Genomic DNA, 14,549 nt, shown 5'->3' with positions numbered 1-14,549 from the left:
GTGTCGCGCGAAGCCGTGACAGCGGGTGGGCAAGGGAGCCCGGGAGATAACACGCATGACGCGCCCCCGGGCCCAAAGCGGCGCCTAGCGGTAGCCGGCGGCCTCCATCGCGTCGTTGGTCAGGGCCTGCGCCTTGGCCAGCGCCTCTTCCACGGTCTGCTGACCGGCATAGACCGCCGAGAATTCCTGGCTCACTTCGGTCGCGATGCCTGCGAACTCGGGGATCGCCGCGAACTGGATACCGACGTAGGGAACCGGATCGACGGTCGGGTTCTTCGGGTCCGCCGACAGGATCGAATCCAGCGTCATCTGCGCGAAGGGCACAGACTGGTACTCGGGGTTTTCATAAAGCGACGTGCGCGTGCCCGGAGGCACGTTGGCCCAGCCTTCTTTCGCGGCGACCAGTTCGATGTAGCTTTTCGAGGTCGCCCATTCGATGAACTCCTTCGCCGCGGCCTCCTTTTGCGTGCCTGCCGGAATGGCCAGCGCCCAGGCCCAGAGCCAGTTTGACCGCTTGCCGAGCCCGTTGTCGGGCGCGAGCGCGAAACCGACCTTGTCGGCGACCGTCGATTCGTTGGGGTTGGTCACGAAGGATGCCGCGACGGTCGCATCGATCCACATGCCGCACTTGCCCTGCTGGAACAGCGACAGGTTTTCGTTGAACCCGTTCGTCGCATACCCGGCGGGGCCGGATTCGGTCATCATATCGACATAGAAGTTCAGGGTGTCGGCCCATGCCTGCGTATCGAACTGGGCGTTCCAGTCTTCGTCGAACCAGCGCGCGCCGAAGGAGTTGGACATCGCCGTGATGAAGGCGCCGCCTTCGCCCCAACCGGCCTTGCCGCGCAGGCAGATGCCGTTGATGTCGTTATCGCGGTCCGTCATCGCCGCGGCCGCTTCCTTGACGAATTGCCACGTCGGTGCCTTGGGCATTTCCAGACCGGCCTTCTCCATCAGGTCGGTGCGGTACATGAGCATGGAGCTTTCGCCATAGAACGGCGCCGCATAAAGCGTGCCTTCATGGCTCAGGCCGTTGGCCATCGCGGGCAGGATGTCGTCCGCGTCATACTCCGCGGACAGATCGTCGAGCGGCACGAGCCACCCGTTCGCGGCCCAGATCGGTGTTTCGTACATGCCGATGGTCATGATGTCGAAAGAGCCGCCCTTGGCGGCGATATCCGTCGTCACGCGCTGGCGCAGGACGTTTTCCTCCAGAGTGACCCATTCGACGGTATGGCCCGTCCGGTCGGTGAAGTCCTGGGTCAATCCCTGCATGCGGATCATGTCGCCATTGTTCACGGTGGCGATGGTCAACGTCTCGGCAAGCGCGCCGCCTGCTGTGACAAGGGTCATGGCGGTTGCTGCGAATGATGCTTTTCTGAATGACATCCTGAATGGTCCTCCTCGCTGGATGATAAGGAACTGTAGGTGTCGTGATGACGCGAAGTCAAATAAAAATTAACGCGCGTAAATTAATTGGGCCCGAGTCATGCAGATCAATCGCTTAGGCCGAGTCCCGCATGATCAGGCGCCCTTCGAAAAGGGTCTCTTCGCGGCTGGGCAGACGTTCTTCGGCCTCGAGCATCCGGAACAACCCGCTGACCGCGCGATTCGCGATGCCGTCATAATCCTGCGCGATCGTGGTCAGGGGCGGGCAGGTGAACCGCGAAAAGGGGTGGTCGTCATGCCCCGCGATGCGAAGGTGACACTCCGCACCGTGGCCGACGCGCAGGTCAAGGCCATAGGCCGCCGACAACATGCCTATGGCCAGCCGGTCGTTGCTGCACAGGACGGTATTGGTGCCAAAGGCGTTTTCAGCCAGAAGCCGCCCGCCTTCGGTGCTGCCGATCTCCTCGAAGTTCCACCCTTCGCCATCGGCCTGAAAGATGCGGGGCGTCTGTCTGTGCCGTGCCATGCTTTCGAGATAGGCTTGCCTGCGTTTGTTGGCATTCGGGTTGGAGGGGAATTTCATTTCAAAAAAACAGGGTGGTTCTCCGCTGCGGCACAGGTATTCGACCATCAGATCGATGCTTTGAAAGTTGTTCGTTCCAACGAAGGCCTGACCGATGCCGGCCATGTTGGCATCAAAGAGCACGAGTGGAAAATCGGCATCGAATGCCTTGATCGCGTCGGTGTCCGACATGCGCCCGAAGGGGGCCAGCAGAACTCCGGCGGGTTTCAGCGCCCTGAGCGAATTGAGGTTGTCGCGTTCCATCGCCGGGCTGCCGTGGGAGCTGAGCAGGATGGGGCTGTATCCGGCTTCGATGCAGGCCAGTTCCACCCGTCTGGCGATCTCTGCAAAGAAGGGGTCGGCGAGGTTCGGCACGACGATACCGATGTTCTTGGTCTTGCGCCGGTTCTGGTTCATCGCGAACACGTTCGGCTGGTAATCGTGCTTCTTCAGCGCCGTTTCGATCTTTTTGCGCGTCGAAGAACGCACGCTGTCCGGATCGTTGAAGTACTTGGAGACCGTCGGTCGGGAAATGCCGCTGATCGCTGCGAATTCTTCCATGTTGCGAATTTTTGGCTGACCCATAATTTGCACCTGATACTTTTGAACGCGACGCGCGGAAGCTTTATGTAAAATAAGAGCGCGGTCACCAGAACGTCAAGGGCAGATGTCGATCGCGGCGCATCGTGACCTTCATATCCGGTGACGTGCCGAAACCTTGGGCGCTGCGGTGGTTTCCCCGCATCGTGCAGCGTGGATCGGGCCCGCCGCAGGCGGCCTCGGCGGCGGTGAGGACGCATGCGACATCAGTCGCAGGGTCCGATCGTCATGTCAAAGCTCGTCTGCCCAGGGCGGGTTGGCGCCGGCCCGCGAAACGGTCACCGCCGCGACCCGCGCGCCATGCGCGAGCGCCTGATTCAGGGCCTCCGCCGGCAACGTCCCGAGCTTTGTTTTCCGCAACGCGCCCAGATCGTGAAGCTTGGCCAGAACACCGGCATTGAACGTGTCGCCCGCGCCGACGGTATCGACGATTTCAACCCGTGTCGCCGGAACGGTCACTTCGGTGCCATCCGCCATGAACCCGGTGGCCCCATCGCCGCCGCAGGTCACGATGACCACGCCCGGCCCCTTGTCCAGCACGACTGCGACCTTCTCGTTCAAGGACAGCGGCGCGGGCACGATCCAATGCAGGTCTTCGTCCGAGACCTTGACGATGTCGGCCAGCGCCATCATCCGGTCCAGCCGGGCGCGGTAGCCTGCGGCGTCCTGAATGAAGCGGGGGCGAATGTTCGGGTCCAGCATGACCGCGCGGTCCTTGGCCTCACGCGCGAGCAGGGTCGCATAGGTCCGTGCACCCGGTTCACAGGCCAGGCTGATCCCGCCGAAATACAAGGAGGAGACCTGCGCCGAGAGCTCGGGCAGATCATCGGGGGTCAGCATCCGCCCGGCGGTGTTTTCATCATAGAAGGAATACGTCGCATGCCCGTCCTGAAGGCGCACGAAGGCCAGGGTGGTCGGGCGATCCGAGGTGATGACATGCGATGTGTCCACATGGCTGGCCTTCAGGGCATCCGCCAACTGTCGCCCGAACATATCGCTGGACAGGCCGGTCAGCATCCCGGTTCGCACCCCAAGCCGCCCAAGCGCCACGGCGGTGTTGAACACCGCCCCGCCTGCGTGGGGAACAAACCCGTCGCGCCCCGATACGGTCGGCGTCGGGATCATGTCGATAAGCGCTTCTCCGCAGCACAGGATCATCTGGCAGGGCCTTTCAGGATACATTCCGCTGGACCGGGGTGGGCCGGACCAACCCACGGGGCAAGCCCCCGGCGCGCCGACCGCTCGGTTGCATCGCGGACCGTTGCGGGCTTTTGCCCGTCAAACGCCTGTTGCATCGTTCCCTGAAAGCCATTGGCACCCATCCGGTCAAACTGGTTGATTCCGGATGCCGGGTCAATTCGTAAACAAGAGTGATTTAATAAAGTGTCGCCGCCCGCACGACGGGCAGTCAAGGGCCGCTGCCCTGAAGCGGCGAGAAGGCGGCGCGGTCGGCGGGTATCGCACCACACCGTGCACCACAGGGTGATGCGAGGCGCGCCAAGCATCATCAGGGGCCTGAAATCGCATGCGCGACCATGGTACAGCAATCCGGACGCGGCGCGCCGGGGATGCGTGGTTCAGGCGCTGCGCAACTGCGCGTCGATGGACACGACAGGACGCTTTGTCAAAAGGTGATGCGCAAGTTCGGTCTGGCCCGACAGGCTGGTCTTGAGGTAGATGTGCCGCAGGTGTGTGCGCAGGGTCGAAGGACTGATCGACAGCTCGCGGCGCACGCTTTTGACCGACAGTCCACGGCTCATCAACACGCAGACGCGATACTCCGCCCGGCTGAGGCCCGCGGGATTCTGGTGGCTGAGAATGGGGGCGTCGAGCGTGGCATGCGCCGCCCGTGCCCGGTGCAGCACCACAGCACCGGCCATCAGCCCCAGCGACCTGTTCTTCCAGGTGCCCGTCAGCGTCGCGGCCAGCATCGTCACGATATCGACCTGGCTGGGCGTCATGTCATGTTCGAAATGCAGTTCCAGAACATCCACCGTTCTGTCCTGCGCCTCGAGCGGAATCACGACCATCTCGCGAAGGTTGCGCCGACGGTGAAATTCGGCCAGCGCCACGTCGATCTCCGCATCGACCTGTGTCTTGAACCAGATCGAACCGATCTTTGCCGATGTCAGAAACTCGCCCAGCAACGCCCCGCCATAGGATCGCTCCAGCGGGCTTTGCGCGCTGCGCAGGCCGGGCCTGTCGAACAGGATGGATTTCGAGGATCCGGTATCCTCGCGCAAGACCCGGGAGAGTGCCGCGGCTTCGGCTCCGAGGCCTTCGGAAATCAATTTCAAAGCAGATGACAGATCGTTCAGACCCTGAAGACACTCACACCATCGCGCAATCGCGGCAATCATATCCACATCGGTAACACAGCGTCCGGAAACGCTTTTTTCACTCAATTTCATTTTTTGCCCCCCGACAAATCGAATTCTCGCTTAAGTTGCGGATTGTTTACTGCTCGGGGTCGCCTCGGAAACAATTGAAAGTCGAAAAAGTATTTGGACTTAGGATGCTATCGGAAAAACATGATGCTCAAAGCGAAAAACGTCAAAAATGTGTCAGACCGCCGAATAAGACAACCTCAGGGGGTAAATCTCGTCGTTTTGGGCGCGAAATTCCCGCACAGGGTAGGCGAAGATTCGCTGGAACCAGGCGATTCGACGCAAAGTTATCCACAGAATCACAGGCAAGATTCTCTGGCCCCTTGATCGGAACAGACAGGATTGGCGCGCCGGTCGGGCCAAGTGCGCGCTTGTTGTGTGCCCCGCCCGCGACAGCGCGCGGCCGGGCGGGGCAGATCATGCCCTGACCCGCGGGATCGCGGAGTACGGGGCCAGTGCCGGGACAGGATGCGGCGCCGAATCGGGTCTGAACGCGGTTGAAACCGACAAATTACACTTCCTGAAAATCCGTTAAAATTCTCTTAATGCGATAAATAATGCCGGCCAGATCAAGCCCTGGGCGAGTTCTCGGGCGTTTGAGGTGACGCGCGCTGCTGACCTCTTCCTTATCGTGGATGACGTCGGAGGGGGGTCCTTTCGGCGGCAACACCGCTCAGGTTTGACGAGTGGTCTCACACTTGATCCCAAACGTATGGAGACAAACACATGACCAAGGTTATCCGGAAATTTTTCATTCACTTCCGCAAATCCGAAAGCGGCGCGACGCTGGTCGAATACGGCATCGCCCTTTTCGTGGCGATCACCGTGGGCGGTGCGCTTCTGACCGGCCTCGCGGGCACCACGAACACCAACTTCACGGACGCCAACACAGCGGCCACGCGCTAAAACGCGCCCGGCGTGCCGCGCAGGGACATGGCCGTGCCATGCCTCACGCGCACAGAGCCAGGACACCACGCCATGCCGCATCGCCGGCGCGGCGTCATACCCCTCCAAAGGACCGGCCGCGATGGTGCGGGGCGATCCTTTGGGGGATTTCACGGAAGGATGGACGATGCGAGTAGGATCCCTTTTGATGACGTTGGTCGGCCTTGGTGTGGCGGGTGGCGCCGTGTTCATCGCGCGCACACAGCTTGAGACCACCTCAGACGCGACCACGTCGGGAATCGTCGAAGTCGTCGCCGCGGCCGAGGACATTCCCTTTGGATCGGCCATCGAAAGTCACATGCTGACGTCGATCAGATGGCCGTCGGAGTCGGTCCCCAAGGGGGTCTTCACGGAATTCGAGACCCTGCTGCCGCGCGCCGGAGGAGAGCCGCGCCGGGCCAAGCGGGCGCTGGCGCAGGGCGAGCTTTTGCTTGTGTCGAAAGTGTCGGGATATGGCGAGAAGGTGACCATCGTTCAAACGCTGGGCGAAAACAACCGCGCCATGGCGATCAACGTGGATGCGGGAAGCGGCGTTGGCGGCTTCGTGACACCGGGCGATTTCGTGGATGTGCTGCTGACACAGGGTCGCGGCGAAAACCTCAGCGCGGTCACCGTGCTGCAAAATATTCGTATCGTCGGTGTCGATCAGACCTCGGACGAACAGGTCGACCAACCTGGCATTGCGCGCACCGTGACGGTCGAGGTGACGCCCGAGCAGGGACAGAAACTGGCGCTGGCGCAACAGGCCGGCAAGCTCAGCCTGTCGCTGCGCTCGCTCGACACCCTGGAGGACAAGCCATTGGCCGCCGTGCGCCTGACCGACATCATGGTCGAACGCTCGCCCGTGCCCGATGACACGCCGCGCCCGGTGATCCGGGTCCGGCGCGCGGCAACCAGTGTAGAGGAAGTCCAGGTTCGCTGAGCGCGCCGCAGGGACAGGAGCAATGAAATGTGCGGGATGATCAAACGGTTCAAGACGCAAGAGCAGGGCGGGATCCTGGTTTTTGTCTCGATCTGTCTTGCGATCATTTTCGCGATGGCCGCGATCACCTTCGATCTGGGCCGGCTGGCCGCCACCCAGGGCGATCTGCAATCTTACGCCGATCACGTGGCGCTGGCCTCGGCCGGAGAGCTTGACGGCGCGGACGATGCGATCACCCGGGCCACGGCTGCGGCGGCGGCGATGATCCGCGACCGCCAGACCTTTGCCGACGGCGGACAGGATCTTGGTGCCTCCACCGATTATTCGCTGCGGTTTCTCGACGGTCTGCCGAATGACGACACCGCCGACGTGTCCGGGTTCGTCACCACGATCCCCGCGGATGCGGGCCTCGTCGAGGTGACGGCGACACCGCGCACCGTCTTTTTGCCCTTCGCGCGCGCGATGTCGCGGCTGCTGGGCTCGGCATTGCCGAACGAACAGGTGGGGGCGGTCGCGATCGCCGGCTTCACGCAATATGCCTGCGACATCACCCCGCTGATGTTCTGCCTGCCCAGCAGCAACTACACCGCCGACGCCAACGCGGGCGACACGATCCTGCTGCGCTCTGGCGGGGCGGGCGCGGCCTGGGGGCCCGGCGACTTCGGCTTTCTCGATCCGTCCAAGCTCAAGGTCGATCCGAATGGTCCCTGCGGCGGGCTGAACGGCGTGAACCTCGATGCCTGCCTGATCGCGGCGGCGGGCAACATCAGCCAATGCTTTGCGCAACGCGGCGTCGATATCGAACCGGGGCAGAAGGTCGGGATCGAGAACGCGATCTTCAACACGCGGTTCGACATCTTCTCGGGTATCATGAACGGCAAGCGCAACCAGCCCGAATACGGCCCGGGGCCGCATGTCGTTGCCGGGCTGAACCCGGGCGGTGGCGGCGGCGGAGGCAACGGCGGCAACGGCGGCGGAGGCAATCTGTGCCTTGGCCAGAACGCGGTGGCATCGCCAGATACCATGCCCTTTCCCCCCGACGACTGTTTTTCCAGCGGGTGCAGCCTCGGTGGCGGGCGCGTGGGCGACGGCAACTGGACCGCCGGGCGCGCCGCCTATGTCGCGATGAACCACGACGGGACCGATCCCGACACCACGGCGCGCACCCGCTACGCCCTCTACCTGCGCGAAATCGCGCTTGCGGGCGGGGCAGGATCGGCCACCCCGATCCTGGCCGGCAAATCCGAAACCGGACGCCGCCAATGCGCCTCGACCACCGTGGCCGACCCCGACCGCCGCGTCTTTATCGCGGCCGGTATCGATTGCTCGGCGAACCCGATCAACGGCGCGGCCACCAACGTTCCGGTCAAGGAATTCTTCAAGATCTTTCTTCTGAGCCCGGTCGGCAACTCCACCAGCTCGCCCCCGGTCTTTGACCTGTGGGTCGAGGTGATCGGCAGCGCCGGCGGTTCCGGAGCGGGAGGCTCGACGCTGGGCGGCCTGTTTCACGATGTCGTGGAGCTGGTGCGATGATCCGGCGCGGCCTTGACCTGGCGCGGCGCTTCGTCCGGGGGGGCGATGGCGCCGCGTTGGCGGAATTCGGAATGGTCGCGCCGGTGCTGCTGTTGATCTTTGCGGTGGTGATCGACGGTGGACGCATCGCGTGGACCTATCAATCGGCCGCCGCCGGCGTGCGCGATGCCGCCCGCATGGTCGCGCGCATCGCGCCCGACGATCTGTGCCCGGGCGGCAGCGTCGCGGGCTTCGATACGCTGGTGACGGATATCGTCACGCAAAGCATCACGGGGAATTCGATCTTTCCAACCGGCGCGACCATTGTCGATGTCGTGCCCTCCTACCGCTGCCTGACTGGATACCGGGTGGATCCGGCGGCCGTTGTCGAAGTGCGGGCGCAGATCAGGATCGACTATCTCTGGGGCGGGGTCACAGGACTGTTCGGAACCGCGCTGGGGCCGCTCGATACCGAAGTGTTCGATCAAAGCAGGGTGTTCGGACGATGACCCGCCGCGTGGACAGGCTGGCGCGTTTCGCGCATGACACGCAAGGGGCGACCCTGCTCGAGATGGCGATGGTGATGCCGCTGTTGCTTTTGCTGATCTTCGGGCTGCTGGATTACGGCCGCCTGTTCTGGATCGAGGCGATGGCCCAGAAGGCCACCGCGATCGCGGCGCGCACCGCCGCGGTGCGTCCGCCTGTCTGTGCGGGTGTGCCGACCGTCATCTCAGTGTCGTCCACCAACCCGGGCGAGGTCGCGCCGAAATTCGGCACGCTGTGCCGTACCGGGGGCGTCTGTGCCGACGCGGGCGAACAGAGCTGCCTGCTCGACACCGCCACCGCCGCCGGCGCGGAGATCTGGGACCGGATCGCGCCGCTGATGCCGCCGGGGGCCACCGCGGCCAATGTGCGGCTGCGCTATTCCTTCGATGAACGCATCGGGTTTCTGGGTGGCCCGTACAGCCCGATGGTCACGGCCGAACTTGTCGATCTGGCGTTTCAGTTCGCCACACCACTGGGCGGTCTGGCGGCGATGGCGGCGAATGACGACACACTCGCCACGACGTCGCCCAACAGTATTGCCCTTCCTGCAATGAGCGTTTCGCTGCCGGGTGAAGACCTGGCGGCGGGCCTTCCGAACTAGGAGTACCAACACATGAGTGCCAAGCTGACCTCACTGCTTTTGATCTCGAAAGACGAAAGCTTTCACACGGCACTGGGCAGCGCGCTGCCGCAGGCCGATTACAGCGTCACCTCTGAACGCAGCAGCGTCGTGGGCCTGAACGGATCGGCGGCCCGGCTGGCGTCTCATCACGACATCATCCTGTTCGATTGGGATCAGGACGATCCCGCGTCGCTGTCGGCTGCGCGCGAGATGTGCGATGCGCGCGCCGCGGGATCCATGCTGATCGCGCTGGCGGGGCAGGACCTGCCGCTGTTCAAGGCGCGCCAGATCAGCCGGGCGGGGGTCGACGACGTGCTGCCGCGCGACTCGCTGACAGACGAGATCATTCCCCAGATCGAAAGCTGGCGCCTGCGCCAGTCGGCCAAGCTGCCGGCGGTCTGGGCCGGTCAGGCGACGCTGGGCAAGGTGATCGCCGTGGCGCAGGCGCGCGGCGGGGTCGGGTCCTCCACTCTCGCCGTCAACCTTGCGGATGTGCTGCAGGGCGACCGCGGCCTGCTGAAACGGAAGGTCACCAACGATGTCGCGCTGGTCGATCTTGATTTTCAGTTCGGATCCATCGCGGCGCTGGTGGACGTCGAGGAATCCGACGCGATGTGGCGGATGGCGATGGAGGGCACTGTCCCCGACGCGGCCTTTATCGAACAGGCGATCGTGAAGACCTCCGGCGGGCTGTCGGTGCTGACCGCACCCTCGCGCTTTGGCCCGCTGAATGCGCTGACCAGCAAGCAGATCGGCGCGGTTCTGGACGAACTTCGAAAGACCCATGACTACGTGGTGGTCGATCTGCCGCGCGCGCTGGTGGAATGGATAGAGCCGGTGTTGTCGCGCGCCGACAAGCTGCTTCTGGCCACCGACGTCACCGTGCCTTCGGTGCGCGCGGCGCGCAAGCTGATCGATTTCTATCTGCTGGAGCATCCCGGCCTGAGCATCGAAATGGTCGCCTCGCACGAGAAGAAGCCGCTTGTCGCGGCGTCGCATCACAGGGCGGCGACGGAGTTGCTGCAGCTGCCCTTCAGCCACTGGATTCCCGACGACCCCAAAGCCGCGCGCGAGGCGCTCGACCGGGGCAAGCCGCTGGGCGAGGTGGCACCGCGATCCCGGATCGCACGGGCGATCCGCGGCATCGGCCGCGCCACCGCGACGACCCTGGCACCGCGCCAGGCGCATCACTGAGCAAACGTCACTCTCCTCATGCGCAGGCCGCAATGCCGGCGCAACGGCACGAACACGGAAAGGTTCCAACTATGTTTCGGGAATTCGCAAGCCGCCCCGGCAAACCCTCTGAGCCAAGCGAGGTGATCAAGCTCGTGGCGGACAACACGGACATCCGCGCAGACACGCCCGACCAGCGCGCGGCAGAACAGGCGCTGCAAAGCGAACGCATCGAGTTCAAGGCGCGGATGCACAATCGTCTGCTGGATTCGCTGAACCTCGCGGTTCTGGACAAGATCGAGGACGAGACCCTGCGCGGCGAGATCGGCAAGCAGGTGATGATGGGACTGCGCGAAGAGGGCCGCGCGCTGCGCAGCGAGGACCTCAAGACGCTGGTCGGCGAGTTGATGCACGAAGTGCTCGGGCTGGGGCCGCTGGAGCCGCTGCTGGCCGACCCGACGATCAACGACATACTCGTGAACGGCCATGACAAGGTCTATGTCGAACGCGAAGGCATTCTTGAGAAGGCCGAGACCCGGTTTCGCGACGAGCGGCATCTGTTGCGGATCATCGACAAGATCGTCACCCGGATCGGTCGCCGGATCGACGAAAGCCAGCCTTGGGTGGATGCGCGGCTCGAAGACGGCAGCCGGGTGAACGCCCTGGTGCGGCCCTGCGCGGTGGATGGGCCGTCCTTGTCGATCCGCAAATTCTCAAAGGTGCCGCTGACGATGGCGTCCCTTGTCGATCGCGGTGCGCTCAACCAGTCTGCCGCGACCTTGCTCAAGGGGCTGGTCGATGCCCGGCTGAATATCCTCATTTCCGGTGGCACCGGGTCGGGCAAGACCACCATGCTGAACGCGCTGTCGTCCTATATCAGCCCGCGCGAACGCATCGTCACCATCGAGGACGCCGCCGAGCTGCAGCTTCAGCAAGACCACGTGCTGCGCATGGAAACCCGCCCCGCGAGCCCAAACGGAACCGGCGCCGTGCACCAGCGCGACCTGGTGCGCAACGCACTGCGGATGCGCCCCGACCGGATCATCGTGGGCGAGGTGCGCGGATCGGAAGCGTTTGACATGTTGCAGGCGATGAACACCGGGCACGACGGATCGATGACCACGGTGCACGCGAATTCGCCACGCGATGCGCTGTCGCGGGTGGAGCAGATGGTTCAGATGGGCGGCCTCGACCTGCCGCATGCCGCGATCCGCGCCACCATCGCGTCCGCGGTGCATTTCGTGGTGCAACTGTCGCGCCTGTCCGATGGCAGCCGCCGCATCATGTCGGTGTCCGAAATCACCGGGATCGAGGGGGGCGTGATCACGATGCAGGAAATCTTCATCTACAAGCGCCAAGGCAAGGACGAAAACGGACGCATCCTTGGGGAATTCATGCCCACAGGCATCCGGCCCAGGTCCGCCGAGGCGTTGATCGCCGCGGGCGTCGATATGTCGTCCATCCAATTCGTCAAAGGGGGCAAGTGATGTTCCGCGTCTTCGACGCCATCGGCGACGCGATCAACGCGCAACTCTTCGATTCCGACCTTGGCCGTTACCTTGAACTGGAACTGGGATCGTGGCGGTTTGCGCTGTACGCGGTGGTGTTTCTGGGCGCGTTGATGGCTTTCGAAGGTCTGCGCCAGTTCTTTGCGCGCGACGAAAACAGGATCGAGGCGGTCAACCGCCGGATCAACATGCGCGCGCAGGGCAAATCCGGAGAAGAGATCCTCGCGCTGTTGAAACCGGCGCGGAGGAAGGGGTGGATGGGCAATCTGCCCTTTGTCGGGGATCTTCCGCTTGCATTGCGCAAGGCGGGCTTCATCATTCCACCCGAGCTGTTCCTCGCCGCCTGCGGCGCGGGCTTCGTGATTTCGGCGGCGGCCGGGGCGCAGGTGACGCGGCCCTTGCTAGCCTTTGCCGTCGCGGCGGTCTTCTTCCTGATCGTGCCGCTGGTGGGTCTTGGTACGCTCTACAGGAAACGCATGGCGCGTCTGGTCCGGCAATTGCCGGATGCGCTGGATCTGATGGCGCGCGGCCTGCGGGTCGGGCATCCGCTGAACACCACCTTGCAAAGCGTCGCGGACGAAATGCCCGACCCGGCGGGTACCGAATTCGGCCTTGTGGTCGATCAGGTCGCCTATGGCGAGGACCTGACCGAGGCAATGCGACAGATGGCCAGCCGGATCGAGGAGGAGGACGTGCAGTATCTGTCCATCGCGATCAACATGCAGGCCGGGACGGGCGGCGATCTGGCGCGTGTTCTGACGACGCTGTCGCGGGTTATCCGCGCCCGCATGGCGCTGCGCCGCAAGGTCAAGGCGATCTCCTCCGAAGGCAGGCTGACCGCCTATATCCTGTCTGCCCTGCCGCTGGCGATCGCCGCGATGATGACGATCATGACGCCGACCTATTACGGCGAGGTCATGGATTACCCGCATTTCTGGCCGGTGATGTATTGCATCGGGGCCGCTGTCGCCCTGAATGCCATCGTCCTGTTCCGCCTAGTAAACTTCCGGATCTGAGGAGCCTGCGATGAACCTGTCCCTGGTGAACACGATCGTGTCGGCCCTGTCGAGCGAGGTCGCCCTGATCATCGCGATCGGCATCGGCACGCTGTTGGCGGTGTTTGGCGCCCTCAAGCCCTTTACCGAGAAATCCATCGCCGCACGGCGCATGGAGCCGCGCCGCCGGGGCGTGTCCGTCACGTCGATCAGCGTCGAGAGCGACAGCCCGGCGCCCGGCGGGCTGGCCGCGGCGTTGATCCCGCAGAACGAGGATGAGCGCCGACAGGTGGCCAATGCGCTCGCCCGGGCGGGTTTTCTGGGGCACAACGCGGTTGCGAAATACTACATCATCCGCCTTGGCTTCGGGCTGGGCCTGCCGCTGCTCTTGTGCGGCGGGCTCTTGTTCGCGCGCACGCCGCACGCGCCCGAGGTCCTCGCCAGTTACCTCGGCGGGCTTTCCGCGCCGCAGATCGCCCAGCATATCGCCGTGCTGACCGGGATCGGATTCTTCGCGCCCGCCTATTGGCTGAAGTCGCGGATCGCGAAACGCAAGCTCGCCATCGAGGAAGCCTTTCCAAACATGCTCGACCTTCTGCAGGTCGGTGTCGAGGCCGGCATGGGCTTTGACCAGGCGCTGCTGAAGGTGGCGATTGAAATTCAGAGCGCGGCGCCCGAACTCGCCGAGGAGATGATCGTGTTGCTGAGCGAGATCCAGGCCGGGCGCGACCGCGACCGCGCGCTGATGCGGATGGCGCGGCGCACCGCCATAGACGAGATGACCTCCTTCGTGAACGTGGTCATGCAATCCTCGCGCTTTGGCACCTCGATGTCGGACGCGCTGACCGTCTATGCCGAGGAAATGCGCGTCGCGCGGGAAATGAAGGCGCAGGAGAAGGCCAACAAGCTGCCGGTGCAGATGTCGGCCGTGCTCGCGGCGCTGATGTTGCCGTCGCTGATCGCGCTGGTGCTGGCCCCGATCGTGATCCGCTACATGAGCGCGTTCGGCTGAACGCGCCGACGCCCCGACGACCGCAAGCGCTGCGATATCCGGCGTGCCGCGCGAACCGTCCCAATCAACGTCAAGGCCCGTGTGGCTGTGTGCGGCGGCCGCATTCTTGACCGGTCGTCCGGGTCAGACCGGCAGAGATGCACACCCGCACATTGCCACATTCAATCAACGGGATAACTCCGCAGGGCGGTATGCCGTCAAAACGACGGAAAGCGTCGTTCTCGAACTGTGAAATCCAAGAAAAATCGTTACCTGACACTCACCGCGCCGCATCATCGCAGCGTGGTGCCTTTCCTCGCCCTTCAAGCGAGAGCTTGTATTCACCTAGCCACAACGGAGCCCCCGAAATGTCACAGATCTTCACATCGATATCCTT

General features: G+C 63.7%; 13 protein-coding genes. 9 read left to right on the top strand and 4 right to left on the bottom strand.

The genetic code is table 11. The annotated features are described in order from the left end of the window. Positions 1-84 precede the first annotated feature (84 nt). The 4 genes from FDT80_RS04095 to FDT80_RS04080 all read right to left on the bottom strand — a co-directional run bounded on the left by FDT80_RS04095 (position 85) and on the right by FDT80_RS04080 (position 4,848). Positions 85-1,353, bottom strand: coding sequence for an ABC transporter substrate-binding protein (locus FDT80_RS04095; protein WP_425471962.1), 1,269 nt, complete (start codon positions 1,351-1,353; stop codon positions 85-87). Positions 1,354-1,504: 151 nt separating this feature from the next. Next, positions 1,505-2,536, bottom strand: a complete 1,032-nt coding sequence (locus tag FDT80_RS04090) for a LacI family DNA-binding transcriptional regulator (RefSeq protein WP_138660941.1) — start codon at positions 2,534-2,536, stop codon at positions 1,505-1,507. 246 nt (positions 2,537-2,782) lie between these two features. After that, a complete protein-coding gene (locus FDT80_RS04085; RefSeq protein WP_138660940.1) occupies positions 2,783-3,709 on the bottom strand; it encodes a carbohydrate kinase family protein in 927 nt (308 codons plus the stop codon). Positions 3,710-4,128: 419 nt separating this feature from the next. Next, a complete protein-coding gene (locus FDT80_RS04080; RefSeq protein ID WP_170311780.1) occupies positions 4,129-4,848 on the bottom strand; it encodes a helix-turn-helix transcriptional regulator in 720 nt (239 codons plus the stop codon). Between the two features lie 816 nt (positions 4,849-5,664). Here FDT80_RS04080 and FDT80_RS04075 point away from each other — a divergent pair. The 9 genes from FDT80_RS04075 (at position 5,665) to FDT80_RS04035 (ending at position 14,173) form a co-directional block, all read left to right on the top strand. Continuing rightward, the gene (locus tag FDT80_RS04075; RefSeq protein ID WP_138660938.1) at positions 5,665-5,844 is read left to right on the top strand and encodes a Flp family type IVb pilin; all 180 of its coding nucleotides are present in this window, start codon (positions 5,665-5,667) and stop codon (positions 5,842-5,844) included. A gap of 166 nt (positions 5,845-6,010) precedes the next feature. Next, complete coding sequence (gene cpaB / locus FDT80_RS04070; RefSeq protein WP_138660937.1) at positions 6,011-6,805, top strand: Flp pilus assembly protein CpaB; 795 nt, start codon at positions 6,011-6,013, stop codon at positions 6,803-6,805. A 36-nt stretch (positions 6,806-6,841) separates the two neighbouring features. Beyond that, positions 6,842-8,338 carry a pilus assembly protein TadG-related protein gene (locus FDT80_RS04065; protein ID WP_138660936.1) on the top strand — a complete coding sequence of 499 codons (1,497 nt, stop codon included), beginning with the start codon at positions 6,842-6,844 and terminating at the stop codon, positions 8,336-8,338. After that, complete coding sequence (locus FDT80_RS04060; protein ID WP_138660935.1) at positions 8,335-8,826, top strand: TadE/TadG family type IV pilus assembly protein; 492 nt, start codon at positions 8,335-8,337, stop codon at positions 8,824-8,826. The genes FDT80_RS04065 and FDT80_RS04060 overlap by 4 nt, the downstream gene beginning before the upstream one ends. Then, positions 8,823-9,464: a TadE/TadG family type IV pilus assembly protein gene (locus FDT80_RS04055; protein WP_138660934.1), complete on the top strand. Its 642-nt coding sequence runs from the start codon at positions 8,823-8,825 to the stop codon at positions 9,462-9,464. Before FDT80_RS04060 ends, FDT80_RS04055 begins: the two co-directional genes overlap by 4 nt. 12 nt (positions 9,465-9,476) lie before the next feature. Then, positions 9,477-10,679: a CpaE/TadZ family protein gene (locus FDT80_RS04050; RefSeq protein WP_138660933.1), complete on the top strand. Its 1,203-nt coding sequence runs from the start codon at positions 9,477-9,479 to the stop codon at positions 10,677-10,679. A gap of 71 nt (positions 10,680-10,750) precedes the next feature. Next, a complete protein-coding gene (locus FDT80_RS04045) occupies positions 10,751-12,145 on the top strand; it encodes a TadA family conjugal transfer-associated ATPase (RefSeq protein WP_138660932.1) in 1,395 nt (464 codons plus the stop codon). After that, a complete protein-coding gene (locus FDT80_RS04040; RefSeq protein ID WP_138660931.1) occupies positions 12,145-13,182 on the top strand; it encodes a type II secretion system F family protein in 1,038 nt (345 codons plus the stop codon). The genes FDT80_RS04045 and FDT80_RS04040 overlap by 1 nt, the downstream gene beginning before the upstream one ends. A 10-nt stretch (positions 13,183-13,192) precedes the next feature. Further along, positions 13,193-14,173, top strand: coding sequence for a type II secretion system F family protein (locus tag FDT80_RS04035; RefSeq protein WP_138660930.1), 981 nt, complete (start codon positions 13,193-13,195; stop codon positions 14,171-14,173). Positions 14,174-14,549 lie beyond the last annotated feature (376 nt).

This window comes from Sulfitobacter sabulilitoris (assembly GCF_005887615.1).
Classification (GTDB): domain Bacteria; phylum Pseudomonadota; class Alphaproteobacteria; order Rhodobacterales; family Rhodobacteraceae; genus Sulfitobacter_E; species Sulfitobacter_E sabulilitoris.
Note: the sequence above shows the minus strand (reverse complement) of the source record. Positions and strands in the feature narration are given on the sequence as shown.